The organism is Haloprofundus salilacus, assembly GCF_020150815.1.
In the GTDB taxonomy this organism is placed as follows: Archaea; Halobacteriota; Halobacteria; order Halobacteriales; family Haloferacaceae; genus Haloprofundus; species Haloprofundus salilacus.
In genome coordinates, this window is the sequence record NZ_CP083723.1 from 1,725,378 (window position 1) to 1,750,859 (window position 25,482).

24 protein-coding genes are annotated in these 25,482 nt (G+C 65.1%); 17 read left to right on the forward strand and 7 right to left on the reverse strand.

Going from position 1 to position 25,482, the window contains the following annotated elements; genetic code table 11:
- Window positions 1-8: 8 nt before the first annotated feature.
- From LAQ58_RS08865 to LAQ58_RS08890, 6 genes are all read left to right on the forward strand, one after another.
- The gene (locus LAQ58_RS08865) at window positions 9-2,159 is read left to right on the forward strand and encodes a hydantoinase/oxoprolinase family protein (protein ID WP_224447089.1); all 2,151 of its coding nucleotides are present in this window, start codon (window positions 9-11) and stop codon (window positions 2,157-2,159) included.
- Window positions 2,156-2,677 carry a hypothetical protein gene (locus tag LAQ58_RS08870; protein WP_224447090.1) on the forward strand — a complete coding sequence of 174 codons (522 nt, stop codon included), beginning with the start codon at window positions 2,156-2,158 and terminating at the stop codon, window positions 2,675-2,677. Before LAQ58_RS08865 ends, LAQ58_RS08870 begins: the two co-directional genes overlap by 4 nt.
- Window positions 2,674-4,659, forward strand: coding sequence for an FAD-dependent oxidoreductase (locus LAQ58_RS08875; protein WP_224447091.1), 1,986 nt, complete (start codon window positions 2,674-2,676; stop codon window positions 4,657-4,659). Before LAQ58_RS08870 ends, LAQ58_RS08875 begins: the two co-directional genes overlap by 4 nt.
- A 67-nt stretch (window positions 4,660-4,726) precedes the next feature.
- A complete protein-coding gene (locus LAQ58_RS08880; RefSeq protein WP_224447092.1) occupies window positions 4,727-5,242 on the forward strand; it encodes a macro domain-containing protein in 516 nt (171 codons plus the stop codon).
- A gap of 62 nt (window positions 5,243-5,304) precedes the next feature.
- Complete coding sequence (locus LAQ58_RS08885) at window positions 5,305-6,021, forward strand: DUF4013 domain-containing protein (protein ID WP_224447093.1); 717 nt, start codon at window positions 5,305-5,307, stop codon at window positions 6,019-6,021.
- Window positions 6,022-6,122: 101 nt separating this feature from the next.
- The gene (locus LAQ58_RS08890) at window positions 6,123-6,557 is read left to right on the forward strand and encodes a DUF6069 family protein (RefSeq protein WP_224447094.1); all 435 of its coding nucleotides are present in this window, start codon (window positions 6,123-6,125) and stop codon (window positions 6,555-6,557) included.
- A gap of 579 nt (window positions 6,558-7,136) precedes the next feature.
- Here LAQ58_RS08890 and LAQ58_RS08895 read toward each other — a convergent pair.
- Window positions 7,137-8,198 (reverse strand): succinylglutamate desuccinylase/aspartoacylase family protein, encoded by a 1,062-nt coding sequence (locus tag LAQ58_RS08895; RefSeq protein ID WP_224447095.1) that lies wholly within the window; start codon window positions 8,196-8,198, stop codon window positions 7,137-7,139.
- Window positions 8,199-8,374: 176 nt separating this feature from the next.
- On the opposite strand from LAQ58_RS08895, the gene LAQ58_RS08900 reads away from it, so the two are divergent.
- Window positions 8,375-8,986, forward strand: a complete 612-nt coding sequence (locus LAQ58_RS08900) for a beta-class carbonic anhydrase (protein WP_224447096.1) — start codon at window positions 8,375-8,377, stop codon at window positions 8,984-8,986.
- 36 nt (window positions 8,987-9,022) lie between these two features.
- Window positions 9,023-10,336, forward strand: coding sequence for an oxidoreductase (locus tag LAQ58_RS08905; protein ID WP_224447097.1), 1,314 nt, complete (start codon window positions 9,023-9,025; stop codon window positions 10,334-10,336).
- A 46-nt stretch (window positions 10,337-10,382) separates the two neighbouring features.
- Here LAQ58_RS08905 and LAQ58_RS08910 read toward each other — a convergent pair whose 3' ends face one another.
- Both LAQ58_RS08910 and LAQ58_RS08915 read right to left on the reverse strand, forming a co-directional pair.
- The gene (locus LAQ58_RS08910; protein ID WP_224447098.1) at window positions 10,383-10,937 is read right to left on the reverse strand and encodes a DoxX family protein; all 555 of its coding nucleotides are present in this window, start codon (window positions 10,935-10,937) and stop codon (window positions 10,383-10,385) included.
- A gap of 152 nt (window positions 10,938-11,089) precedes the next feature.
- A complete protein-coding gene (locus tag LAQ58_RS08915; protein ID WP_224447099.1) occupies window positions 11,090-13,000 on the reverse strand; it encodes a DEAD/DEAH box helicase in 1,911 nt (636 codons plus the stop codon).
- Window positions 13,001-13,162: 162 nt separating this feature from the next.
- Here LAQ58_RS08915 and LAQ58_RS08920 point away from each other — a divergent pair, with 162 nt between their 5' ends.
- Window positions 13,163-13,810, forward strand: a complete 648-nt coding sequence (locus LAQ58_RS08920; RefSeq protein WP_224447100.1) for a DUF7978 family protein — start codon at window positions 13,163-13,165, stop codon at window positions 13,808-13,810.
- 373 nt (window positions 13,811-14,183) lie between these two features.
- Here the strand turns inward: LAQ58_RS08920 and LAQ58_RS08925 are convergent, their stop codons facing one another.
- The 4 genes from LAQ58_RS08925 to ribH all read right to left on the reverse strand — a co-directional run bounded on the left by LAQ58_RS08925 (window position 14,184) and on the right by ribH (window position 17,056).
- Window positions 14,184-14,756, reverse strand: coding sequence for a dihydrofolate reductase family protein (locus LAQ58_RS08925; protein WP_224447101.1), 573 nt, complete (start codon window positions 14,754-14,756; stop codon window positions 14,184-14,186).
- Between the two features lie 130 nt (window positions 14,757-14,886).
- Window positions 14,887-15,300, reverse strand: coding sequence for a hypothetical protein (locus LAQ58_RS08930; RefSeq protein WP_224447102.1), 414 nt, complete (start codon window positions 15,298-15,300; stop codon window positions 14,887-14,889).
- Between the two features lie 200 nt (window positions 15,301-15,500).
- Window positions 15,501-16,655, reverse strand: a complete 1,155-nt coding sequence (locus tag LAQ58_RS08935) for a pyridoxal phosphate-dependent aminotransferase (RefSeq protein WP_224447103.1) — start codon at window positions 16,653-16,655, stop codon at window positions 15,501-15,503.
- The gene (ribH, locus tag LAQ58_RS08940) at window positions 16,652-17,056 is read right to left on the reverse strand and encodes a 6,7-dimethyl-8-ribityllumazine synthase (protein ID WP_224447104.1); all 405 of its coding nucleotides are present in this window, start codon (window positions 17,054-17,056) and stop codon (window positions 16,652-16,654) included. Before ribH ends, LAQ58_RS08935 begins: the two co-directional genes overlap by 4 nt.
- Before the next feature lie 136 nt (window positions 17,057-17,192).
- Here ribH and LAQ58_RS08945 point away from each other — a divergent pair, with 136 nt between their 5' ends.
- From LAQ58_RS08945 to LAQ58_RS08980, 8 genes are all read left to right on the forward strand, one after another.
- Window positions 17,193-19,034 carry a flippase activity-associated protein Agl23 gene (locus LAQ58_RS08945; protein WP_224447105.1) on the forward strand — a complete coding sequence of 614 codons (1,842 nt, stop codon included), beginning with the start codon at window positions 17,193-17,195 and terminating at the stop codon, window positions 19,032-19,034.
- 140 nt (window positions 19,035-19,174) lie between these two features.
- Complete coding sequence (locus LAQ58_RS08950; RefSeq protein ID WP_224447106.1) at window positions 19,175-20,353, forward strand: 5-(carboxyamino)imidazole ribonucleotide synthase; 1,179 nt, start codon at window positions 19,175-19,177, stop codon at window positions 20,351-20,353.
- The gene (gene purE / locus LAQ58_RS08955) at window positions 20,350-20,967 is read left to right on the forward strand and encodes a 5-(carboxyamino)imidazole ribonucleotide mutase (protein ID WP_224447107.1); all 618 of its coding nucleotides are present in this window, start codon (window positions 20,350-20,352) and stop codon (window positions 20,965-20,967) included. Before LAQ58_RS08950 ends, purE begins: the two co-directional genes overlap by 4 nt.
- A gap of 132 nt (window positions 20,968-21,099) precedes the next feature.
- Window positions 21,100-21,513, forward strand: a complete 414-nt coding sequence (locus LAQ58_RS08960; RefSeq protein WP_224447108.1) for an NADH-quinone oxidoreductase subunit A — start codon at window positions 21,100-21,102, stop codon at window positions 21,511-21,513.
- Window positions 21,510-22,208 (forward strand): NADH-quinone oxidoreductase subunit B, encoded by a 699-nt coding sequence (locus tag LAQ58_RS08965; RefSeq protein ID WP_224447109.1) that lies wholly within the window; start codon window positions 21,510-21,512, stop codon window positions 22,206-22,208. Before LAQ58_RS08960 ends, LAQ58_RS08965 begins: the two co-directional genes overlap by 4 nt.
- Entirely contained in the window at window positions 22,205-23,881 is a 1,677-nt protein-coding gene (locus LAQ58_RS08970) for an NADH-quinone oxidoreductase subunit D (RefSeq protein WP_224447110.1), read from the forward strand. Before LAQ58_RS08965 ends, LAQ58_RS08970 begins: the two co-directional genes overlap by 4 nt.
- The gene (locus LAQ58_RS08975; protein WP_224447111.1) at window positions 23,878-24,960 is read left to right on the forward strand and encodes a complex I subunit 1/NuoH family protein; all 1,083 of its coding nucleotides are present in this window, start codon (window positions 23,878-23,880) and stop codon (window positions 24,958-24,960) included. Before LAQ58_RS08970 ends, LAQ58_RS08975 begins: the two co-directional genes overlap by 4 nt.
- Window positions 24,957-25,418, forward strand: coding sequence for a NuoI/complex I 23 kDa subunit family protein (locus tag LAQ58_RS08980; protein ID WP_224337070.1), 462 nt, complete (start codon window positions 24,957-24,959; stop codon window positions 25,416-25,418). Before LAQ58_RS08975 ends, LAQ58_RS08980 begins: the two co-directional genes overlap by 4 nt.
- Window positions 25,419-25,482: the final 64 nt, after the last annotated feature.

The window sequence follows — 25,482 nt, forward strand, 5'->3', positions numbered from 1 at the left end:
CGATGAATATGGATTCACTCCGAATCGGTATCGACGTAGGCGGAACGTTCACCGACGCCGTCGCCATCGACAGCGACACGTTGGAAGTAGTGCGACAAGTGAAGGTCCCGACGACCCACGACGCCGAGGCGGGCGTCGCTGCCGGTATCGTCGAGGCGGCGTCGCAGATTCTCGAAGACGTCGACGCGACGCCCGAAGACGTCGTCTTCATCGCCCACGGGACGACGCAAGCGACGAACGCGCTGCTGGAGGGCGACGTATCCGCCGTCGGCGTACTCGGTATGGGAAAGGGGCTGAAAGGCCGCCGCGGGCGAACGGAGACGAACGTCGGCGACATCGAACTCGAAGACGACCAGCGCATCCCCGTCGAGCACGAGTTCGTCACCATTGGCGACGACGGCGTTCCGTCGACGGAAGCCGTCGAAGAGGCGCTCGACGCGTTCGAGGCGGCGGGGGTGGAGTCGGTAGTCGCCAGTCAAGCGTTCGGCGTCGACGACCCGACCACCGAGGAACACGCCTGCAAACTCGCTCGCGAGGCCGGCTTCGCCGCCATCGGCGCGCACGTCGTCTCGAAGCGCTACGGACTCAAGGTGCGGACGCGGACGGCGGTGGTCAACGCGAGCATCCTTCCGCGGATGATGAAGACCTCGCGGTCAACCGCCGAGAGCATCGCCGGGATGGGCGTCGACGCGCCGCTGATGATAATGCGCTCCGACGGTGGCGTGATGGAGATCTCGGAGATGCAGCGCCGTCCGATTCAGACGATTCTCTCCGGACCGGCGGCGGGCGTCGCCGGCGCGCTGATGTACGAGAACGTCACCGACGGCATCTTCATCGAAGTCGGCGGGACGAGCAGCGACATCAGCGTCATCGAGCGAGGGAAACCGAAGTGGAAATCCGCCGAAATCGGCGGTCACACCACGTTCCTCCGGACGCTCGACATCCGAACAGAGGGCGTCGCCGGCGGGTCGATGATTCGCGTCGACGACGGCGAGGTGTCGGGCGTCGGCCCGCGGAGCGCCCACATCGCCGACCTACCGTACGCGGTGTACGCCGAAACCGACGCCATCGAGAGCCCACGCCTCGTTCGCGTCCGACCGAAGGAGGACGACCCCGAGTACGTCGCCGTCGAGACGGCCGACGGAACCCGGTACGCGCTGACGCCGAGCGGCGCGGCGAACGTGCTCGGACTTGTTTCAGACGACGCCTACACGGCCGGCAACGCCGATGCCGCGCGGCGGGCCTTCGAACCGCTCGCCGACGAACTCGGCGTCAGCGTCAACGACGCTGCGCGGGCGGTGCTCGATGCCGCAGTCGAGAAACTTGTTCCGGTCGTCGAGGACATCCTCGACGAGTACGGACTCAACGCGGGGCTACTCGAACTCGTGGGCGGTGGCGGCGGGAGCGCGGCCCTACTGCCGTATCTCGCCGAGACGACTGATTACGACGCTCGACTCGCGACGAACCACGCGACCATCAGCACCATCGGCGTCGGTCTCGCGATGGTCCGCGACGTCGTCGAACGCAACGTGATGGAACCGTCGGAGTCGGACATCGAGCGCCTGCGGCGAGAGGCGATCGACTCCGTCGTCGGTATGGGTGCGAGCCAGGAATCGGTCGAAGCGACCGTTGAGTACGACGCCTCGCGAAATCTCCTACGCGCCGAAGCAGAGGGGTCGACCGAGCTCCAGACCCGAGACCTCTCGCAGGGAGCTATCGACGACGAGAGTCGGCACGAGACGGCGGCGGCGAGCCTCGATAGCGACTCCGACGCCGTGGAGTCGGTCGCCGAGACCGAGAGCCTCCGCGTCTTCCAGACCGAGCGGTCGTCGTCGCGGTTCTTCGGTCTGCTCACCAAGACGCGTCAGCCGACTGCCGTCGTCGACGGCGGCGGAGTCGCTCGACTCAAACTCGAAGACGCCGCCGTCTACACGCTGACAGGTGAGTCGGTCGTAGAGTCGGTCGACGAGGTGCTCGACCGCGAGTCGGTGTTCTCGAACTCCTCGGAGAAACTCCCGAACCTCTACGTTTGTCACGGCAGTCAATTACTCGACGTGAGCGGCATGTCGACCAGAGACCAGATTCACTCGCTCGTCGACATCGAACTCGGCGACGTTCCGGACGACCAACAGCTCGTACTGTTGGCGGAGAAACCGTGACGCCACGAACGGCGACGCGTCGAGAACGCGCCGACGCACTCGGTCGAGAGCACGCCGCCCGCACGGTCGACCGCTACGGCACCCGAGAGCCGCGACGCATCGCACAGGCCGCGGGAGTGACCGTCCGAACCGACGAGTGGGGCGGGCTCTCGTCACTCGCGCTCCTCGGCACGTACGCCGACGGAACCGTAACGCTCTACACACGACAGATAGCGGCCGCCGCAGCGGCGGTCGACGTTTCGGAGTCGCTCGCAACGGAGCTGGTGCTGGCACACGAACTGGCTCATCACACGTTCGCAGTCGACCCGCCGACGTTTGGAGAGACCGAACAATCAGGCTGTCGACGGTGGCTGTCGGCGTTGCTCCCGGGCCGCCGAGACGGACTGTCGCGCGATCTCGAAGAAGTCGCCGCTCACGCGTTCGTCGCGACGCTCGTCCCCGAGTCGACCGGCGAAGCGCTGGACGCACTCCGCACGTACTGCCCGCAGACCGACCCCTCGATTCGATACTCAGAATGACTGAAACCGACACCTACGACGTCGCCGTTCTCGGCGGCACGCCCGGCGGCATCGCCGCCGGAGTCCGCGCCGCCAGAGACGGTGCTGAAACCCTCTTGATCAGCTACAACTGCCACCTCGGCGGGATGATGGCGGGCGGGTTGAGCTACACAGACACGCTGATACAGAAACCCCGCGCGCCCATCCTGCAGGAGTTCGTCGACGCCGCACGCGACCACTACGCCGAGAACTACGGCGAGGACTCCGAGCAGTACGAGTTCTGCGAAGGCGGCTACATCTTCGAACCGCACGTCGCCGAGGACATCTTCGACCGCCTCGTCGCCGACGAGTCGAACTTGACGCTCCTACGCGCCTATCGACTTGTTTCGGCGGAGCGGACGGGTCGAACCGTCCGGTCGCTCCGAATCGAACCGTTCGACCCCGAAACCGGCGAGCGACGCGACGGCGACGAGCGCCGCGTCGAAGCAGACGTGTTCGTCGAGGCAACGTACGAGGGCGACCTCGCAGCGACCGTCGGCGTCCCCTACCGGATCGGGCGCGAGTCCCGCAGCGAGTACGACGAGCAGTTCGCGGGACGGCTGTTCACGGGAATCCGCGGCGACCGCTTCTACCCCCGCGAGGCCGTCGGCAATGAGGACGACAGCGCGCCCGCCGACCGCCGCGGGCCGCTCGACGTCGCCCCCGAGAAGCGGCGCGGCGACCTCGACATCACCCCACATCCCGCGGGACTTACTGAAATATTCCCCGGCAGCACCGGCGAGGGGGACGACGCGATTCAGGCGTACAACTACCGCCTCTGTCTGAGCCGCAACCCGGAGAACCGCCGTCGCCCCGAGAAGCCGGAGCGCTACGACCGCGATGAGTTCCTCCGCGAACTCCCCGAAATAGAGGAGTCGGGGCTCCGCTCGTACCTACTGCTGCGCTACCTGCCGAACGAGAAGGCGGACATGAACTCGGCGGACCTCCCCGGCGAGAACCACGACTACCCTGAAGCCGACTGGGAGGAGCGCGCCGAGCAGGCGCGCAGACACCGCGAGTATGCGCTCGGACTGCTCTACTTCTTGCAGAACGACGAGGCGGTCCCCGACGAGATTCGGGAAGACGCCCGCGAGTGGGGGCTGGCGAGAGACGAGTTCACGGAGACAGACAATTTCCCGTGGCAACTGTACGTCCGCGAGGCGCGGCGCATCGAGGGACGCTACACGTTCACCGAGAACGACGCCCGCCACGCGCCCGGTCTCGACCGGACGCCAGTCCACGCCGACAGCGTCGCCGTCGCGGAGTACCCGCTCGACTCGCACGCCTGCCACGAGGAGCGACGGCTGGGAAGCCAACCGGAAGGATTCTTCTACGCCTCGCAGGTGACGCGGCCTTCGCAGGTGCCGTACCGCGCGCTGCTCCCGAAGGGCGTCGACAACCTCGTCGTTCCCGTGCCGCTGTCGTCGACGCACGTCTCCTACGGGACGATTCGGCTCGAACCGACGTGGCTGCACATCGGCGAGTCGGCGGGCGTCGCCGCCGCGATAGCCGTCGAAACGGGCGACGCGCCCGCGAGGCTCGACCCGTCGCACGTTCAACGACGACTCGTCGACTCCGGGGTCACTCTCTCCTTTTTCAACGACGTCGACGCGGAGACGGATGCGGCGTGGGCACCGGCCGTCCAGTATCTCGGGACGAAGGGCTTCTTCGCCGACTACGACGCCCGACCGACGGCGTCGCTATCGGAGTCCGTCGCCGAGGTGTGGGCGTCGGCCGCCGCCGAACTTCGAGAGGAGGAAACAGTCGACGCGTCGGCGCTCGCCCACCGACTCCCGTCGGCCGAGGCGAGCGGTTCCGCGGAGTCCGTCACCGGCGACGCGTTCGCCGCGCGCCTCTCGGAGGCGCTCGGTGACGACGTGTCGCTCCCGGACGCCGTCGACGGAGCGGCGCCGCTCTCGCGAGGCGACGCCTGCCTCGTCGTCTATCGGGCGCTCGCGGAGTAGCTGAAACGACCCCGTCCGGCGCCACGGCGGACCCAACCAATTTTTCGCCCGCGCACGAAGGAATCGTATGGACTTCGAAGTCGTCCGAGGCGACATCGCCGCGCAGTCAGCGGACGCGCTCGTCAACGCAGCGGGTACGAGCCTCCGCATGGGGTCGGGCGTGGCGGGCGCGCTCCGGCGCGCAGCCGGAGAGGAACTCAACGAGGAGGCGATGTCGAAGGGACCGGTCGAACTGGGCGAAGTCGCCGTCACCGACGCGTACGAACTCGATGCCGACTACCTGATTCACGCGGCGGCGATGCCGCACTACGGAGATGGACAGGCGACCGAACAGAGCATCCGAGACGCGACGCGGAACACGCTCGAAGTGGCCAACGAACGCGGTTGCGAGTCACTCGTGATTCCGGCGCTCGGGTGCGGCGTGGCGGGCTTTCCGCTCGACTTCGGTTCGAGACTGATTTTCGAGGAGATTTGGGCGTTCAAGCCGTCGTCGCTGCGCGACGTTCGGTTCATCGCCTACAGCGACGAGGAGTACGAGACGGTCCGCCGCGTCGCCGAAAACGTCCCGGAGGAAACGGAGTGAGTTGGCAGTAGACGGGTCTCACAGTACAATTTATCTCCTCGGTGAGTCGATCAGTATCGATAATGATTAGCGATTCGCTCAACTACCTCCGCGAAAGTGACGACGCCGTCGCGACGGTGCTCGTCGGCGGCATTCTCCTCCTGCTCGGGTTCCTGCTGGTTCCGCTGTTCACGGTCGCGGGCTACCTCGTTCGGGTGCTCCGCGGCACCGCGAAGGGCGACGACCGTCCGCCGGCGTTCGACGACCGGGTCGAGATGACCGTCGAAGGCCTGTTCGCCTCCGTCGTCGGCTTCGTCTACTTCGTCGTCCCCTCGCTACTCGTCGGCCTCGTGGGCTTCCTCATCGTCAGCGTGGCGTTCGTCGTCGTCCCCGGCGAGCCGAGTCCCGCCCCGGACCCGCTCGTCGGAGTCGCGTTGACGCTCGTCTCCGTAGTCGGGTCGGTCGGTCTCTGGCTCGTCGGTCTCTACGCCGGCCCGGCGGCCGTCGCCAACTACGCGACAACCGGCCGATTCGGCGCGGCGTTCGCGGGACGGTCGCTCTGGGAGGCCATGACGACCCGAGCGTACGCGACAGCGTGGCTCTCGGCGGCCCTGGTGCTGCTGGCCTCCGGCGTCCTCGGCGGACTGCTCGCGACCACCTTCGTCGGCGGCCTCCTCACAACGTTCGTCACGTTCTACGCGCTCGTCGCCGCTGCGTACCTCCTCGGGCGCTCGTGGGGAGAGTTGCGCTCGAACGGCCGTCGCCAGGACCCGACCCCGTCGGAACGGCCCGCTATCTGAAGCAGTCGACAACCCGTCGACTACCGTATATGGCCGCCTGGGGGGCTTAGAAGCCGAAATTCTGATGTGTCTTTATCGTCTCAGGAGTCATTAGAATAGCCGTGACAACACAATCAGTCTCTTCGCCTGCAGTCGCGGCGCCCGTCGAACGGGTACCGAAAAACCGATTCTTCCGCGCCGGTCTCCTCGCAATCGCGATGGCGCTGGCGTCGGTCGTCCTCCTCCGCCTCGTCGCGGGCTTCCTGTTCGCCGTCGACCCGGCGTTCCTGCCGTTGCAGTGGACGCCCATCGTCGCGACGACGGTCGTCGCCGGGGTCGGCGCGACGGTCGCCTACGCGCTCGTCGACCGATTCACCGACCGCCCGATTCGGACCTTCACGGCGCTCGCCGCGACGGTACTCGTACTGTCGCTGCTCCCACTCTCACAGTTCCTGAGCGAGGTTTCGACGGGTATCTTCGTGACGCTCGTCGGGATGCACGTACTCGTCGCGGGCGTACTCGTCGCGGTTCTGACGCGCCGCGCGCGTCGGGTCTAAACACATCTGTTTTCTAAACGACCGGCTCTGTCGAAATCCTCGATCAGTGATCGCCTGGCGAGACCGTGCTGAATACGGAGCGCGTATCGGTCATCCGCTCGACACTCGATGTGAGCAAATCGAATCGCTCAGTACAGAGACTTCAGATAGCACGATCAAAGTCGTCACTACCACATTGACAACCTCCATCTGTTCCGACTGGACGGTAATTATCGTTCTCCGTTTCTTGCGCCGGATAGATGTTCCCGCATTCGACGCATTTGACAAAAACGGACGGTTCTCCCCCTGCTTTTGGACCTTCCTTCGTCATGTGTTGGCCTCAGAACATCACCTTGTCCTGCTGTTACTCACACCATCACAACAAAAGAAGTAGTTTCCTAGTTGGTGAAATTGAACCAGATAAACTAGTAGTGACGATGATAAGTGTGATTTCGATTTCCGATGGTACAAGAGTCGAGGTGAGGACTGGATTGGCTCCTTAGAAGTCCGAAAACAGAAGATACACGTTCCGTAAGTTCAAACAGAATCAAACTGCCCTTTTTGAGCGACTTCGGAGGAGGAGTGTTGACTGCCGAACATTCAGGCCCACGGCCGTTCGGTGAACTCGCCGTTCTCGATCTCGCGCTCAATCTCCCGGAGCGTCGCGTCGTCAACGCCGACGAGGTGGCAGAGCGGATGCCCCGGCGCGGCGACCGGGTTCTGAAGCACGCCGACGACGAGGCCGGTGAAGGGGGCAACAACGCGCTCCTCGTAGGATTTGAAGTGGTCGGTGATGGTGCAGATGGTGTCGCCCTCGTAGACCAGCGGGACGGAGCCGTATAGCATGTCGACGAGCCCGCCCCGGTCGGCGCGGAGCCACGTCTTCTCGGTCGTCGCGTCGATGACGCGCCGCCAACCCGGCCAGTGGACCGGCGTGTCCGGGAGAGCGCCGTACTCGGCGAGGACGCTCTCGGTCCCCTCCAGCGCGCGGTCGACGAGTTCCGGTTGGAAGCGGTGGGCGCGCCCCATCTCGACGGTGATAGTCGGGACGCCGTCGTTCGTCGCTACCGTTCGGAGCGAGCCGCCGTCGGCCTCGCCGGAGAGGATGACGTTCGCCCCGAACGATTTCGCGAGGCGGGCGACCTCGGTGGTAGCCATGTCGGCGCGGACGTGGTACATCGTCGTCCGGTTCCGCGTCGAGGTGTGGAAGTCGAGCCCGAGGTCGCAGTGGCGGACGAACGTGCCGTAGATGGCGTTGGCCATGCGTTCGGCCGTGTTCGATCGTTCATTCCCAGGGAACGAACGGTTGAGGTCCTGGTCATAGATGGGGATATAGCGCTGCTGGGCTAGAAAGCCGGGGACGTTGCAGACGTGCAGACAGACGAGCGTCCCGCAGATGTCTTCGGGATCGTAGCGGGCGGCGACCTCCTGAATCACTTTCACGCCGTTGAGTTCGTCGCCGTGTAGCGCCGCTGTCAGGCAGACTCGCGGTCCGGCGCGCTCGCCGTTGATAATCGTGACCGGGATTCGTACCGGGTCGCCGTGGTACGTCTCGCTGATTTCGTACTTGAAGTGGCGCTTCTCGCCCGGGGCGACGACCCCGTCCTCGCCGTACCGAAACGGTCTCGGAGCTTCGAGAGTGCGTGGTTCGACCGTATTCACGAAGACGTATTATCTTACGAGAGTATCAATCTTCTCAGAGTTACCCACTATCCGACGTAATCGGCTCCGACGCGCTGTCGACGTAATTGGTGCCGACGCGCTCAGACGTCCATCTGCGAGGCTTCTCCTCTCGCTCCCGCAGAAACATCTTGTACGTGGCTGTGGCGGTACAGCATATGTCAAACGAACCGACTCGACAGGGCGATCACCACTACAAACGCGTCAACGAACGCATCGACGGGCGCGACGACTGGGCGCGACGACGGAGGAAGGGAATCCCGACGAACGAGCGGCTTCTAGTCGTCGCCTGCATGGACGAACGCATTCCCGTCGAGGAGGCGCTGGGGCTCGAACTCGGCGACGCGCAGGTGTTCCGAAACGCCGGTGGAAAGGTCACCGATGACGTGATTCGGAGCGCCGCACTGACAACGAACTTCTTCGACACCGAGGAGATTATCGTCGTCAACCATACCGACTGCGGGATGATGAGCGCGCCCGACGAGGACGTCGTCGCCGGTCTCGAAGCGCAGGCGGGTGGCTCGCTGGACGGCGTGAGCCTCGATCCGTCGCTTCTCGAACTGAACATCGGCGACGCCGACGTCGCCGATTGGGTGCGGATGACCGACGACATCGACGAGGCGTGCGCGGCGCAGGTCGCGCTCCTCGAGCAACACGAACTCGTCCCCGACGACGTCACAGTTACCGGCTACGTCTACGAGGTGGAGTCCGGGGAGCTCCGGCGGCCCGGCGAGCGTCTCGCCGAAGAGATCAGCGAACGACGGGACTGACCGAATCGCTTTCCGCCTCGGAGCCGAGCGAACGGTATGCCGCGGCTCGAAGACCCACTGAATATCGGCGATTTTACCGTCCCGAACCGCCTCTATCGAGCGCCGCTTTTAGAGTGCGCCGGCAACGGCGACGACGCCGTCGAGACGCTCGTCTCCGATCTCGAACCCACCGCCGCGTCGGGTGCGGGTCTCGTCTGCCAAGGCGCGACTGTCGTCCGCGGCGAGGGCGGGTGCGCCGCGCCGGGGATGACCCGCGTCCACGACCCCGATTTCGTCGCTGACCTCTCGGAGCTCACCGACGCGGTTCACGCCCACGGGAGTACCATCGCCATCCAACTGGAACACGGCGGCCTGCGGAGCATGGAGACGTGGCACGCAGGCTACCGCGCCGCCAACCCCCGATTGCAACAGCTCGCTGCCTCCCGTCCGCCGTGGCCGCTTCGACTGCTCGACCGGATCGGACTCCTGAGCTACGACGCGTACGTGCTGACGACCGACGAGGTGTACGAGTTGGCGGCCGACTTCGGCCGGTCAGCGGCGTACGCCGTCGGCGCCGGCTACGACGCGGTGCACCTCGCCGGCGCGAACATGGGCATCATCCAGCAGTTCCTCTCGCCGTTTTACAACCGGCGCGACGACGAGTTCGGCGACGGCGTGCGCTTTCTCGAACTCGTCCACGAGGAAATTCGGGCGAGAGCGGGCGACGTGCCGCTGATGACGAAGGTGCCGGCCGAAACGGAAGCGCCGCCGTTCGTCCGCACTCGCCTCACCTCGACGGACGCCGTACGAATCTGCGAGCGGCTCGAAAGCGTCGGCTTCGACGCGCTCGTCCCTGTGAATGCCTCGGTGTTCTGGGACATGAGCATCGTCCGCGGCGAGTTCCCGGCGCGGGCGTGGCGCGACGACAGATATCAGAAGGGCTACGCCGAAGCGTTCGGCGGCCAGGTGCGGGCGGCGCTCGTCGCCCTCGGCAACCGAGTGGAGTCGCTCGCGTACGACTTCGAACCGGTGTGGAACGCAGACCTCTGTCGGGCGGTCCGAGAGTGCGTCGACCTGCCGGTGCTCGCAGAGGGAGGGATTCGCGAGCGACGCGAGATGGACGAGATGCTCGGCCGTGACTGCGACATGGTCGGGATGGCGCGCCCCTTCTACGCCGAACCGGAGCTTCCGGCGCGGTTGCTGGGAGCCTCGGCGGAGACGCGCGTCGTCTGCGAGAATTGCAACAACTGCGCGGTGCCGCAGGCGACGGGCGAATCCGGGGTCTGCCGAACGCCGTCGGTGCTGCAGCGAGCAGGCGAGTTGCGAAGGGAGGGCGCGTACGAGCGGAGCGACCGCTCAGAGGCGGAGTAATCGAAGCGAAACGGGAGAGAAAAAGCGGGGGCCGTCCGTCAGCCGCTCAGCCGAGGACGTAGTCGAGCGCCGGGTACTTCTCGATGAGCGGTTGGCCATCGACTTCGTATTGCTCGATGTAGGCGTCGAGGCCGAGGATGCGGCCCGCGCCGAACGCAGCGACAGCGAGGAACACGAGCATGTACGCGAAGTCGCCGTTGATGATACCGTGTTCGATACTCCAGTTGCCGAAGTAGAACATGAGCATCATGAGCGCGCCGAAGAACGCCGCGAGGCGGGTCATAACCCCGAAGATGAGTCCGAGGCCGATGAGGAGTTCACCCCACGGGACGGCGACGTTGACGAACTCGACGAACCACGCTGTGCTCCCCATCCACGCGAACAGGCCCGCTAACGGGTTGCCGTTCGCCGCGGCCACGTTCGTGAGGTAGCCGCCTGCGTCGAAGGGAGCGACGAGTTTCTCGACGCCCGCCCACGCGAACGCGACGCCCATCATGAGACGGAGCGCGAGGACGAACCAGGCGCTGAGCGGGTGCGCCTCCGCCGTTACGGTGTATCCGCCGATGCTGCTTTCGAACGTGTTTTGGGTTGTTTGGCTCATTGTGTTCACCTTACAGTTGAACCATCGCCCGGAGTTCCGATATAACCGGTATCTCGTTCCCAACATCTGGGAATCGTGCGGTACGGTGGCTCGAACCGCTCGATTCGACCACCGATCTCGGCACCGACGAAACGAACGCGAAACCCATCGCTCTACAACCGCGCGCGCACCGACGTGAGTTCGGGCATCGAGACGCCGACGACGCCGGCGAGCGCCTCCGCGCCGCCGAGCAGCCACTCAGCGCGTTCGATGCGCGATTCGAGGTCGCCGGGACCGATGCGGTAGGCGTCGACGATGTCACGGGCGGGCACGTCCTCGGCCCAGTCGTGGAGGATGCGCGCCGTCTTCACCGCCTCCAGCCACCGCTCGAAGTTCTCCGTCTCGCTCATCTTCGTCGTGAACTCGGCGGCGTGTTTCGTCGCAAACTGGTACATCGCCGCGCGCTCGCGGTTGCCGAGGTACGTCCCGTGCATGTCGGGCGTGTCGCAGACGATTTCGAGCGCCGTCAGTTCCGTCGTCGACTCCATCTCGGCAGCGGTCCGAAGCCCCGAGACGATTCGCGCGCCGGTCTCGGGGGAGAGATACTGCCGCGACACCTGTGCGCCGAGTTCCGTCGCCACAAGCGTCTCGCCGTCGGCAATCATCTCCATCGCCACGAGGTCCGAGATAACCGCGTCGACGACGCCCGAGAGGTCCATGTCGGGCGTCTGGTGCGCGTAGAACGTCGCGCCCAGCAGTTCGAGGATGCTCGAGCGCGAGTCAGCGAACTCGGAAGCGACGACCGACAGCACGTGCGTTCGGAGCGCCTCGGGGTCGGCGAGTTTCGAGTCGACTGCCTCGGCGTCGGCCTCGACGTATCTGGTCTGGAGTTCGTCGCGCGTGTTCTCGTCGCCGACGAGCACCGCCTCGCCGTACGGGTCGAGGTGGGGGCGGCCCGCCCGCCCGCACATCTGGTGGACTTCGAGCACCGGCAGCCACGCCATCTCGGAGCCAGTGTAGCGCTTCTGGTCGCGGATGACGACGCGACGGGCGGGGACGTTCACCCCGGCGGCGAGGGTCGGCGTCGCGCAGATGACCGAGATCTCGCGGTTTCGGAAGCCGTTCTCGACGGCGACGCGGTGGTCGCTCCGCAGCCCTGCGTGGTGGAACGCGACCCCGGAATCGAGCGCGTCGGCGAGTCGCTCGCCCGTCTCCGTCGCGCCCGCGTCGAGGACGGTTTCGGCGACGCCGGAGGCCGCGCCGAGTCCGTCCTGGGCGAGTCGCTGAGCGAGCGTCTCCGCCTCGCGGCGCGACCGGACGAACGCGAGCGCCTGCCCGCCGCTGTCGACGGCGTCGGCGACGAGCGCCGCGGTGGCCTCGGTGTCAGCGTCGGCGCTCGGCGGCAAGTCGGCGGAATCGCAGTCGACGGTGAGGTCGGTGCCGTCGTCGAAATTCACCCGCTCCTCGCAGTAGACGCCGGTCCGGAGGTCGATGGGTCGCCACCGCGTCCGGACGAGTTCGGCGTCCAGCCAGTCAGCGATGTCTTTGGGGTTGTCGACGGTCGCCGAGAGTGCGACTATCTGGAGGCCGGGAGCGCGTCGTTGGAGGGTTGCGAGCGTCACTTCGAGCGTCGGGCCGCGCCCCTCCGCGCCCAAGAGATGAACTTCGTCGACGACGACGCAGGCGAGTTGTTCGACCCACGACGCGCCGTTTCGAATCGCCGAGTCGACTTTCTCGCTCGTGGCGACGACGACGTCGTAGTCGGCGAGCTCCTCGCCGGGCGAGTCGAAGTCCCCGGTCGAGATGCCTGCCTCGATTCCCGGTAGCTCGGCGAACGCCTCGTACTTCTCGCGGGCCAGCGCCCGCAGCGGAACGACGTACAGTCCGGGGCCGTCGGCGGTGAGCATCGCCAGTTCGGCGATGAACGTCTTTCCTGATGCAGTTGGAATCGCGGCGACGACGCCGCCGCCGTCGCAGACGCCCGCCTCGACGGCCGCCGCCTGCGGCGGGTAGAGTTCGTCGATACCCTGCGCTTCGTAGTGGGCGACCAACTCGTCGGCAAGCGGCAGGTCCCGGACTCGCATTGTCACTCTCTGTCTCCGTCTTCGGGTAAAAAGGTACGCCGCGGAGCGAGAGTGAGTGCAAGGGTGAGAATGAGCGCGCGGCGACGTTCACGCGCCTCTGTCACCGGTGTTCGTGTCAACGTCGGAGAAACACCTATGTTCGTCGCATCTGTTGTCGAATTCATGGCGTTCACACACCTCCCGCTGCGCCGCTCCGCGCTGGTCGGCGCAGTCGTCTACGCCCTCGGGTACGCTCTGACGTACACGGTCACCGCTGGTCGCGCCAGTGCCGTCGCCGCCGTTGAAATCGCCGGAGAGTACGCAGACCCCGCACCACTCGGCGCGGTTCTCGGCTCGGGCCCCGCATCGTGGGTCACCTCCGGCTGGCTGTTCTACAACGCGCATCTCGTCCCCACGAGCGTCCCTATCGCCGACGCCGTGAACGGACTCGGCGGGCTGACGAACCGCTCGCTCTTGGCAACGCTCGGCGGCCCGTTGTACCCGCTGTATCTGTTGCCGCCGCTGCTGCTCGTCGCGGCAGGTTACGTCGTCGTCCTGACAGCGAGTACGCCCGGCGAGAACGGCGCGCGAAACGCCGGGGCGAGCGTCGTCGCCGGCTACTTCCCGCTGTTTCTCGTCGGGGCGTTCGTCTTCACCGTCGGTGCGGCGGAGGCGCCGACCGCCGCGTCGCCCGCTGGACTCCCGTCGGTGCTTCTCGGTCTGATGTATCCGCTGGCGTTCGGAGGGGTCGGCGGACTGCTGGCCGACAGACGAGCTGTCGCGTCGAATCCAACCGGAGAAGTCGCTGAAGCGAAGCGAGACCGGAGGTGATTTTTCCGGAAAAGGGCTCTACTGAAGTCCTCAGAACGAGACAGGAGCGTTATACTGAATATAGAGGATGAATTCAGCAAGCTGTCTTCATTCGTATCAACCCGCAAGCGACGAAGTAGCCGTTAGGTAGGTGTGCTTAGTTAACGGAGTGGAATACGAGAGACGCGACGTTGGGGTGGACCGCCTACAAAGTCTCAACCCTTCGTCAGCGATGAACCCGTCGAGCGACATCGCCATGGGGACTACAGCCAGCTTAAATCACTCTCTGTCATATAACGGTGGGGTCGTTACTGGTACATCGCCCATCGATATGATTCGAGCGTCATCCTCCGTTTACCTGTCAGAAATATAGAGGCAAGAGGAGTTCGCTTGATTACCCTTCACTTAACTGCTGCACCTCATAGGTTAGAACCGCAAATACATCGCCATATTTTTGCACAGTAGCTAGTTTCAGAGGAGGGGTTGTGATCGCGCGCGGTAATAGTGGTGCACCCGAAGTGAGCGTGACGGGAGCAACGCTGAGAATAATCTCGTCGAGTAGACCGTGGTCGTGAAACTGTCCGACAAGGTCACCACCACCGACGAGCCAGACGTTCTTACCGTCTGCGGCCTTCACCATATCCGCATGGACGGGCGCGACATCCCCCTGCACGAAGCGAATGTCCGCACCCTCGACCACCGGCAATTTCCGACTGCTAAACACCCAAGCCGGGACCTCGTACTGCCACTGTTCCGGGTTCTCGACTAGGTTTTCGTGCTCGATAATCCACTCATAGGTCGTCGAACCCATGGCCAAGGCACCAACCTGGTCTATGAACTGCGAGTAGTTGTCCTGTACACCCTCGATATCCCCGATATCTCCAAACTGAAAGAGCCAGTCGAGTGAATCGTCCTCGTCGGTGAGATAGCCGTTGATGGTTGTTGCTGTGTAATATTGGGTCTTCATCTTTTCAAACGCCGTTTAGGAAGCGTTACGGCGGGATAAAGGTTGCAAACCACCCCGTCGATTGACAGACACGTCGAAATACTCGGGCGGCTGAAATAAGCTCGTGGTAAACGGGCGGGTACCCGGGCTGTCACTCCGTCTCTACTGACTCGTCGGAATCCGTTCCGGCTACTCTACTGTCGAGAGAGTTCCAGTATCGCATCGCCATCCCGTCCACGGAGAAATCCCACCACGTGTATATCTCGAAGTCCAGCGCGTCGCGAATACGTCTCGTCATCCCGAACCCGAGCGCCTCTTTTCGGAATTCGTCTTCGGAGAGTCGGACCGAATCGCCCTCCGAGCGGTCCGAATATCGAGCCGATTCGACCAATCCGCTGTCGTCCAGCCAGTAGACGCTCCCGCAAGCAGTGTCCATCGTATCGTCGCTTATCACGAACCCACACCGCAAGAGTCCAGAGACTGTGCGAAGCAATTCTTCGAGGAACGACTCAAGTCCGTCCCACTTCCAATCGGTGTGCACAACGACGTGGGCCGAGTCGGGCATCTTCGGCCGAACAAACTCGTCGTGAGCTTCGAGATGTCTGAGTAGCGTTTCGACCCCATCCCTGTCCTTCAGTTCAAAGGTGACTGTACGATAGCGGCCCATCTCGCTCGGCGATTGGTCGAGTTCCGACTAAGCTCTATGTGTGTCTGCTCGGTGAAGAAAAAGAAACACTGGAACGGACGTCGATTCCGAACGCGGCCCTACAGCAATCCGCCGTCGTCCAGCCGCTCGACGGCTTCCTGAAGGCGCTCCTTGCTCGCCGCGTAGGAGATGCGGGCGTAGCCGGGCGCACCGAAGGCGCTTCCCGGAACCGTCGCGACGTGGGCGTCCTGAATCGCGTTCTCGCACCACTGCTGGTCGTCGTCAGCGACGGGAATCATCATGTAGAACGCGCCGTCGGGGACGGCCACGTCGACGCCGCGCTCGTCGAACATCTCGACGAGCATGTCGCGGCGCTCCTCGAACGCCTCGACCATCTGGCCGACCGCCGTCTCGGTGTTCGTGATGGCTTCGACGCCCGCATGCTGGACGAAGTTCACCGCGCAGGAGACCGAGTGGCTGTGGAGTTTGCCTGCCTCCGAGACGAGGTCCTCGGGCGCGTGGAGGTAGCCGAGCCGCCAGCCGGTCATCGAGTACGCCTTCGAGAAACCGTTGACGGTGATGGTCCGGTCTTCCATCCCCTCCAGCGAGCCGAGGCTCGTGTGCTCGACGCCGTAAGTGATCTGCTCGTAAATCTCGTCGGAGATGACGGCGAAGTCGTGTTCGACCGCGAGGTCGCGAACGCCTTCGAGCGCCGCGTCGGAGTACACCGCGCCAGTGGGGTTGCTCGGCGAGTTAACAATCAGGAGCTCGGTGTCGTCGGAGAGAGTGTCCGAAAGTTCGTCGAGCGCCGGTTCGAGTTGGAACTCGTGCGGCGAGAGGTCAACGCGCGAGAGGCTGCCGCCCGCGAGTTTCACCATCGCCTCGTAGGAGACCCACGCCGGGTCCAGCAGGACCACCTCGTCGCCGTCGTCGACGACGGTCTGGATAGTCTCGTACAGCGCCTGCTTGCCACCAGGTGTGACGATGATCTCGTTCGCGTTCGCGTCGATGCCGTCACCGCGGAGTTTCTCGGCGATGGCCTCGCGGAGTTCGGCGATGCCGTTCGAGGAGGTGTAGCCGGTGTGCCCCGACTCCATCGCCTCCTGGCCGGCGCGGATCACGTTCTCGGGCGTCGGGAAGTCGGGTTCACCGACTGAGAGGTCGACGACGTCGACGCCGTCGGCTTCGAGTTCGCCCGCGAGGTTGCTGATGGCGAGCGTCGCGCTCGGTTCGACACGGCCGACACATTCGGAGAAGTGGAATTCGTAGCTCATGAGAGTTCCTCCAAGAGGTCGAGTGCGGCGTCGACGGCGTCCGCGCCTTTGCCGACGCGTTCGCGTGCTTCGGCGCCGCTCATACCCGGACCGCTGACGCCGAAGGTGACGGGGACGTCGCGATCGAGGCTCACCCGCGTGAGTCCCTGCGCCGTCGCGTCGGCGATGACCCGGTCGTGGTCGGTGTCGCCGGTGACGATAGCGCCGACGACAGCGACGGCGTCGATGTCGTCGCGACGGGCGAGGCGGTCCGCCGCCAGCGGGGAGTCGTACGCCCCCGGGACGTGGACCGTCTTGCCGACCGTCGCACCGCGCTCCGCGGCCGCCTCGCGGGCGGTCGCCTCCATCTCCTCGGTGACCGACGAGTTGAATCTCGCCGCCACCAGTCCGAGCGTGACCATACGAGGGAGGTGGAGAGGCCGACCCAAAGAGCTACCGTTAGCTGCCGCGGTTGCGGCGAGTCTCCCGATAACCGGGCAGGACTTCCTGCCTACTCCGAACACAAGAGTTGTATTCCCTGTGTGCGAGAGGCGAGATATGACTAGCGACGACGGCGTCGGCGCGACGTCGCCGGCGACCGCCGCCACCCGTTCGGAGTCGGAGACGGCGACGCCGGTACCGGTCCTCACCGGCGCTCGAACCCTCTACGCGGTCCTCGCCGTCACCGCCCTCGCCCTCCTCGCACGCGTCGTCGGTCTCGGCGCACGGATCATGCACTGGGACGAAGGCCGGGTCGGCTACTGGGCGTTGCGCTACCACGAGAACGGTGAGTTCTTCTACCGCCCCATCATCCACGGACCGTTCATTCCCGTCGTCAACGACTGGGTGTTCACACTCGTCGGCGTCTCGGACTTCTCCGCTCGCCTCGTCGTCGCGCTCGTCGGCGGTCTGTTCCCGCTTTCGGCGTGGCTGTTCCGCGAACACCTCGACGACACCGAAGTCGTCGGCCTCGCGCTCGTCTTCGCGGCGAACCCGCTTCTCGTCTACTACTCGCGGTTCATGCGCAACGACGTGCTCGTCGCGGCGTTCTCCGTGTTCGCGCTCGGGTTCCTCGTTCGCGCCGTCGACACCGGGAAGCTCCGCTACCTCTATCTCTCGGGCGCGTCGATGGGACTAGCGTTCACCACGAAAGCGAACGCGCTCCTGTACCTCGCCTGCTACCTCGGAGCCGCGGTGTTAGTGTTCGACCACCGCCTCGTCGACGTCGCCTCGCGCGGCGACTCGGTCCTCCGGTACCTCCGCTCGCGGCCGCGGTGGGCGAAACGCGGGCTGGCGAACCGGTGGGGGAACGCCGAGTACGGCGCGGGCGTTCTCGCCGTCAACGTCGTCGGCGCGCTCCTCCTGTTTCTCGCCGTCGTGGCGTTCTTCTACGCGCCACGTCCGGACCTCTGGCAGGCGCTCGGGAACCCGGCAGTGCTGCCCGGCGTGCTAGACGAGGCGACGGTCGGCGCCGCCGAGTCGTTCTACGACAGTTGGGGCTCCGGGAGCCACCAGGAGCATCCGTACCTCCCGTTCCTCTACGGGCTGCTGGAGACGCTCGTCTACGGAGGGGGCGTCACCATCGTCTTCGCCGTCGTGGGTCTCGCCGTCGACGGCTACAGCAGCCGTGACGGCCGCGCGTTCGGCGCGAGCGACGGCGGGCGGCGCGGCCGCCGCTGGCTCGTCGCGTTCGGTCTCTACTGGGGCGTCGCGAGTATCATCGGCTACCCTATCGCCACCGACATCGAAGCGCCGTGGGCCGCCGTCCACGTCGTCGTTCCGCTGGCGTTCCCCGCGAGCGTCGGCATCGCGTACCTCTACCGGGAGACGCGGGCATCGTTCGCCGTCCGCGATACGGTCAGCATCGTGCTGGCCGCCGTCATCGTCGTCGCGGCGCTGTCGGGCGTCGTCGGCGCGAACGTCGCCTACGCGAACAGCACCGACGAGGCGGACCAAGAGGTGCTACAGTGGGCGCAACCCGACAACGAGCTGAAGACGACAATGCAGAAAGTCGAGCGCATCGCCGAGACGAACGACGGTGTCGACGTGCTGTTCTACGGCAGCTACCACCCGACGACCGAAGAGACGCTGCTGTACGTCGAGAACGAGGAGAGCCTCGACCGGATGCCGCCGGGCGGTCCGGCGTGGCACAGCCGCCTCCCGCTCCCGTGGTATCTCGAACGCGCCGACGCCAACGTGACGAGCACGCCGCCGAGCGAGAACGGCACCAAACTGCAGAACCCGCCGCCGGTCGTCATCGCCTACGGGTGGGAAGCCGAGCAACTTCGCGAGCAACTGCCCGGCTACACGGAGCACCGACACCTGTTCCGCCTCTGGAGCGACGAGGTGGTCGTCTTCATCGACGAGTCGGAACTGCCCGACGAGTCGCACAACGAGTAGCACGACGAGAAATAGCGCGAGTCAGCGCCAACGACGCGCGAGACCAGCCCGCGCCACCGGCGGACGACGTACACACGTTCGTGTCTATTTGTCTTCCGAGTGAGCAACGTTTATGCAGTAACGTCCACAACCGGGCGACCGTGACTCTCACGCTCCCCGGTCCGACCATCGGTGTCGTCGGCGGCGGCCAACTCGGCAGGATGCTCGCTGAGTCGGCCGCACCGCTCGGCGTCGACGTCGTCGTCCTTGACCCGACGCCCGACTGCCCGGCGTCGGCCGTCGCCACGCAGGTCGAAGGCTCGTTCGACGACCCCGAGGGCGTCCGCGAACTCGCCGAGCGCGCCGACGTGCTGACGTTCGAGATAGAACTGGCCGACCCCGACGTGCTCGACTCGGTTCGCGAGGAGTACGGCGTCGCCATCCACCCCTCGCCGGAGACGCTGCGGACTATTCAGGACAAACTCGTCCAGAAGCAGACGCTCGAAGACGCCGGCGTACCCGTCCCGCCCTTTCGCCGCGTCGACGACGTCGAGGACCTGAAAGCCGCCGTCGAGGAGTTCAGTGCCGTGATGCTGAAAGCCCGCACCGGCGGCTACGACGGCCGCGGGAACGTCCCCGTAAAATCGGTCGACGAGGCCGAAGACGCGCTAGCGGAGCTCGGCGGCGCGCCCGCGATGGCCGAGTCGTTCGTCGAGTTCGAACGCGAACTCTCCGTCATCGCCGTCCGCGGCGACGAAGAGCTACGAACGTTCCCCGCTGGCGAGAACGTCCACGAGGACGAGATTCTGCGCGAGACGGTGGTCCCGGCGCGGACAACCGACGAGGTGCGGGAACGAGCGGAGGAGGTCGCCCTCGACGTGCTGTCGCTGCTCGACGGCCGCGGCGTCTTCGGTATCGAACTGTTCGAGTCAGACGGCGAAGTTTCGGTGAACGAGATCGCGCCGCGGCCGCACAACTCCGGGCACTGGACCATCGAGGGCGCGCTGACCTCCCAGTTCGAACAGCACGCCCGGTCGGTGCTCGGGTGGCCCCTCGGTTCGACCGAGCGCCGCGGCGTCACCGTCAGCGCGAATATACTCGGCGACGTGGGCGAGACGCGGGAGGCCGAACTCCGGGGCGTCGAGCGCGCGCTGTCGACGCCGGGCGCTGGGCTTCACTGGTACGGCAAGCGGGAAGTTCGGCCGCTGCGGAAGATGGGCCACGTGACGCTCGTCGAGGACGCAGCCGGCGAACGCGGGACAACCGACGATCTGCTCGCGACGGCGCGTGGCCTCACCGACGAACTGACCTTCGGAAACACCACGGAGACAGCAGAATGACCGACGAAATACAGGACCTCATCGACCAGTTGGAAGCGGAAGCCGAACAGGAGCGACCGACTGAGGAGACGCCCGACGTGGGAATCATCATGGGTTCGGACTCGGACCTCGACGTGATGGCCGGCGCGTACGAGGCGCTCGAAACCTTGGGTTTCGAAGAGCAGACAGAGTACGACGACGCGCCCGGCTCGCGGTTTAGCTTCGAGAGCTACGTCGTCTCCGCGCACCGGACGCCCGAGTTGATGTACGCCTACGGAGAGACGGCGGGCGCGCGCGGCGTCGAAGTTATCATCGCGGGCGCGGGCGGGAAGTCCGCGGACCTCCCCAACATGACCGCTTCCATCGCCTACCCCCTCCCGGTCATCGGCGTTCCAGTGCAGGAGAAGTCCGTGAACTCGGTCATCGGGATGCCGACAGGCGCGCCGATAGTCGCCGTCGACGCCGGAAAGTCGTTCAACGCGGGACTCTCTGCGGGGCAAATTCTCTCGCGTGCGCACGACGAACTGGTCGACCGACTGGTCGAGTATCACGACGGTCTGCAGGGTGACGTCGCCGAGGCGTCGCGGGAACTCCACCGACTCGGACTCGACGGCTACAGGGGCCGAAAGGGCTAATACCGACGTGTCGCCCGGCGCTCCGGGCCGAATCGCGTTCTCGGGACTCGACGGCCTCGTTTTCGCCCGAGGAGGCAAGAATCAACGCTTATAGGGTAGCACACCCAAGCGCCGGACGTTGGAAACTCCGGTATGAATCCATGGATAGCCATCGGCGCACTGGCGGTCGTCGGCATCGGCATCCCGATTGGGATGATGGCGGTGTCGGCGCTCCTACGCCCGAGTGTGCCGGAACAAGGAAAGAGCGCCACCTACGAGAGCGGTGAGATTCCGACGGGGACCGCGCGCATCCAGTTCAACATTCAGTACTACATGGTTGCGCTGCTGTTCGTCGTCTTCGACATCGAAACCGTCCTCATCTTCCCGTGGACCGTCATCTATCGCTCCGCACTGGAGCAGGGTGTCAGTCTCGCAGCGGTGTTGACGCCGATGCTCGTCTTCATCGGAATTCTCGTCGTCGGTCTCCTCTGGGCGTGGCGCAACGGCGCGGTCGAGTGGGTCAAAAGCCCACGCGCGACTCGTCGGAAGACTGAGAGGCAATCATGAGTAGCGACCAGCCATTCGTCACAGACGATTCACAAGTACTGACCGATACCCGCGACGCCCGCATAGCGGGCGCAGACGACCGGTTCAACTCGAAACTCCGGGAGGCGTTCGGTTCGTCGCCGTTCATCCTCACGAAGTTCGACAAGTTCATGAACTGGGTCCGTGGCTCCTCGATGTTTATGCTGCAGTTCGGTATCGCCTGCTGCAGCATCGAGATGATGCACACGTACGCGGTGAAACACGACCTCGACCGGTTCGGGGCGGGCGTCCCCCGCGCCTCGCCGCGACAGGCGGACGTCATCATCGTCCCCGGGACCATCGTCTCGAAGTTCGCCCCGCGGATGAAACGCGTTTACGACCAGATGCCCGAACCCAAGTTCGTCGTTGGCATGGGTTCGTGTACGATCTCGGGCGGCCCGTTCCAGGAAGGGTACAACGTCATCAAGGGCGCCGAGGAGGTCATCCCCGTCGACATCCACATCCCCGGCTGCCCGCCCCGCCCCGAGGCGCTCGTCTACGGCGTCGCCAAACTCCAGGAGCGCATCGCCAACGGTGAGAGTTCGCCGGTCGTCGTCAAGCCGTACGAACTCGAACAGTTCGGCGACCTCGAACGCGACGAGATCGTGGACAAACTCGCACAGGAGATCGACACCGACGACCTCGTGATGCGCTACAACTGGGCAGATTCACCATGAGTCTGGAACGAACCAAAGAGCAGGAGCCCGAGAACGCGGGCGTCCAGCGCCACAGCGCCGACGAACTCGCCGACCTGCTCGGCGACCTCGTCATCGGACGCGAAGAGCACATCAACGCGCCCGGGTTCGTCATCCCGCCGGACGCGGTCCAGGAGACGCTTTCACTGCTCAAGAACGAGGCCGGCTTCGACCACCTCTCCTGCGTCACCGCCGAGGAACGGACGGACCGCTACGAGTCCATCTATCACCTCAAGAAGTTCGTCGACCCGACGCAGGAGGTCAGCGTCGTCGTGCCGACGGCGAAGGATAGCCCAGTGAGCCAGTCGGCCGAACCGGTGTTCCGGACGGCGGACTGGCACGAACGCGAGGCGTACGACCTCGTCGGCATCGAGTACGAAGGTCATCCCGACATGCGGCGCATACTCCTGCCGGAGACCTGGCAGGGCCACCCGCTGGCGAAGGATTACGACCAGGAGCGTCCGCAGGTCGTCTCCCTCCGCGAGCACGCGAACCCGCTTCAGGAGGACCACAGGGACGACCAGGACTCGGAAACGATGTACCTCAACATCGGGCCGCACCACCCGGCGACCCACGGGGTGCTCCACCTGAAGGCGACGCTCGACGGCGAGCAGGTAGCCGACGTCGAACCCGACATCGGCTACCTCCACCGCTGCGAGGAGCAGATGTGCCAGAACAGCACCTACCGGTATCAGATCATGCCGTACCCGGACCGCTGGGACTACATCTCGGCGGGGCTGCTCAACGAGTGGGCGTACGCCCGCGCGGCCGAGGATCTCGCGGACATCGAGGTTCCCGAGTACGCGCAGATCATCCGGACGATGGGTGCCGAACTCTGCCGCATCGCCGCGCACATGCTGGCGGTCGGGACGTTCGCGCTGGACGTGTACGGCGACTTCACGGCCATCTTCATGTACGCCATCCGCGACCGCGAGAAGGCCCAGAACATCCTCGAAGACCTCACCGGTCAGCGGCTGATGTTCAACTACTTCCGCCTCGGTGGCGTCGTCTGGGACCTCCCCGAACCGCGCGAAGAGTTCTTCGAGAAGACCCGCGACTTCCTCGAAGAACTGCCGGAGGCGCTCGAGGAGTACCACGACCTCATCACCGGCAACGAGATTCTGCAGTCGCGCACCATCGGCACGGGCGTGCTGCCGCCGGAGGTTGCGAAGAATTACGGTGCGACCGGGCCGGTGCTTCGCGGGTCGGGCGTCGACTACGACCTGCGCCGCGACGACCCCTACGGCTACTACGAGAACCTCGACTGGGACGTCGTCGTCGAGGACGGCTGCGACAACTACTCGCGGCTGCTCGTGCGGATGAAGGAGGTCGAGGAGTCGGCGAAGATCATCGAGCAGTGCATCGACCTGCTCGAAGACTGGCCGGAAGACGAGCGGAACATCCAGTCGAACGTACCGCGGACGCTCCGCCCCGACGACGACACCGAGATTTACCGCGCCGTCGAAGGCGCGAAAGGCGAACTCGGCATCTACATCCGCGCCGACGGGACCGAGAAACCCGGCCGCTTCAAGATTCGAAGCCCGTGTTTCTCGAACCTGCAGACGCTGCCGGAGATGTCGAACGGCGAGTACGTGCCGGACATGATCGCATCGCTCGGAAGCCTCGACATCGTACTCGGTGAGGTCGACCGATGAACCTGCTACAGCAAGGACCGGTACTGCTTCCGGAACGCATCGCGAACCTCATCGGTCTCGGCGACGGACTGCTCGGGCAGGTCGTCGGCGGACTCATCGCCGCGTTCCTCATCGCGAACATCATGTTGACGATGACCGCCGTCGCCGGTCCGTGGGCGAAGCGGAAGATTACGGCGGCGTTCACCGACCGCATCGCGGTCAACCGAATCGGGCCGTTCGGCCTGTTCATCATCGTCGCCGACGCGGTGCGACTGCTCTCGAAGGAGCTCATCGTCCCCGACGGGGTCGACCGCCCGGCGTGGGACCTCGCGCCCATCATCCTGCCGGCGTCGGCGCTTCTCGGCTTCGCCGTTATCCCGATGGGTAGCGGCATCCAGCTCGCGGATCCGGAGACGGGACTGGTGTTCGCGTTCGCGGTCGCCTCCATCGCGTCGCTGTCGCTCGTGATGGGCGGCTACGCCTCGAACAACAAGTACTCGCTGATGGGCGGTCTGCGCGCGGTCGCGCAGAACATCGCCTACGAGATTCCGCTCATCGTCACGGCGGCGTCGGTGGTCATCTTCACCGGCACGCTGCAGATGAGCGAAATCGTCGCCGTGCAGCGCGAGCCGCTCATCGGCCTCGGCGGCGGTCTGACGATTCCGCAGTGGTTCGCGTTCGTCAATCCGTTCGCGTTCGTGCTGTTCCTCGTCGCCAACATGGCCGAGATCGGCCGCAACCCGTTCGACATCCCGGAGGCGCCGACCGAGATCGTCGCCGGATACCAGACCGAGTACTCCAGCGTCTACTTCGTGCTGTTCTACCTCGGGGAGTTCCTCCACATCTTCCTGGGCGGCGCGCTCATCGCGACGCTGTTCCTCGGCGGCCCGGCGGCGCCCATCGCCGCGCTCAACGTGATTCCGGGCTTCGTCTGGTTCCTCATCAAGATCTGGGCGGTGTTCCTGTTCACGCAGTGGGCGCGCTCGGCGATTCCGCGCGTCCGCATCGACCAGCTGCTCGACATCGGTTGGAAGGGGATGCTCGTGCTCTCCTTCGCCAACCTGGTGCTCACGGCCATCATCGTGGGAGTGATAGCATGATCGGAATCCTGAAATCGATGGCAACGACGATGAAACACGCCCTCGACGGGCAGACGTTCACCGTCGAATACCCGGACGTCGCCCCCGAGGTGAGTCCGCGGTTCCGCGGCGTGCACAAGTTCAGCCAGGAGCGCTGCATCTGGTGTCGCCAGTGCGAGAACGTCTGTCCGAACGACACGATTCAGATCGTAATGGACGACAAGCGCAACGGCGAGCAGTACAACCTCCACATCGGCCAGTGTATCTACTGCCGACTCTGCGAGGAGGTCTGCCCGGTCGACGCCATCCTGCTCACGCAGAACTTCGAGTTCACGGCGGACACGAAAAACGAGTTCGTCTACAACAAAGAACAGCTCAAGAACGTCCCCTGGTACAAGGGAATCGACCCCCTCAACTCGCGCAACCCCGACCGGGACGCGTGGGTCGGCGAGGGAGACGGCGAGGTCGACTACCAGTAATCGAGGCCGACGCGCCCGAAGTCGGGTGCGTCGCGCGTTCTCGAAACCTTCAAACGGATACCTC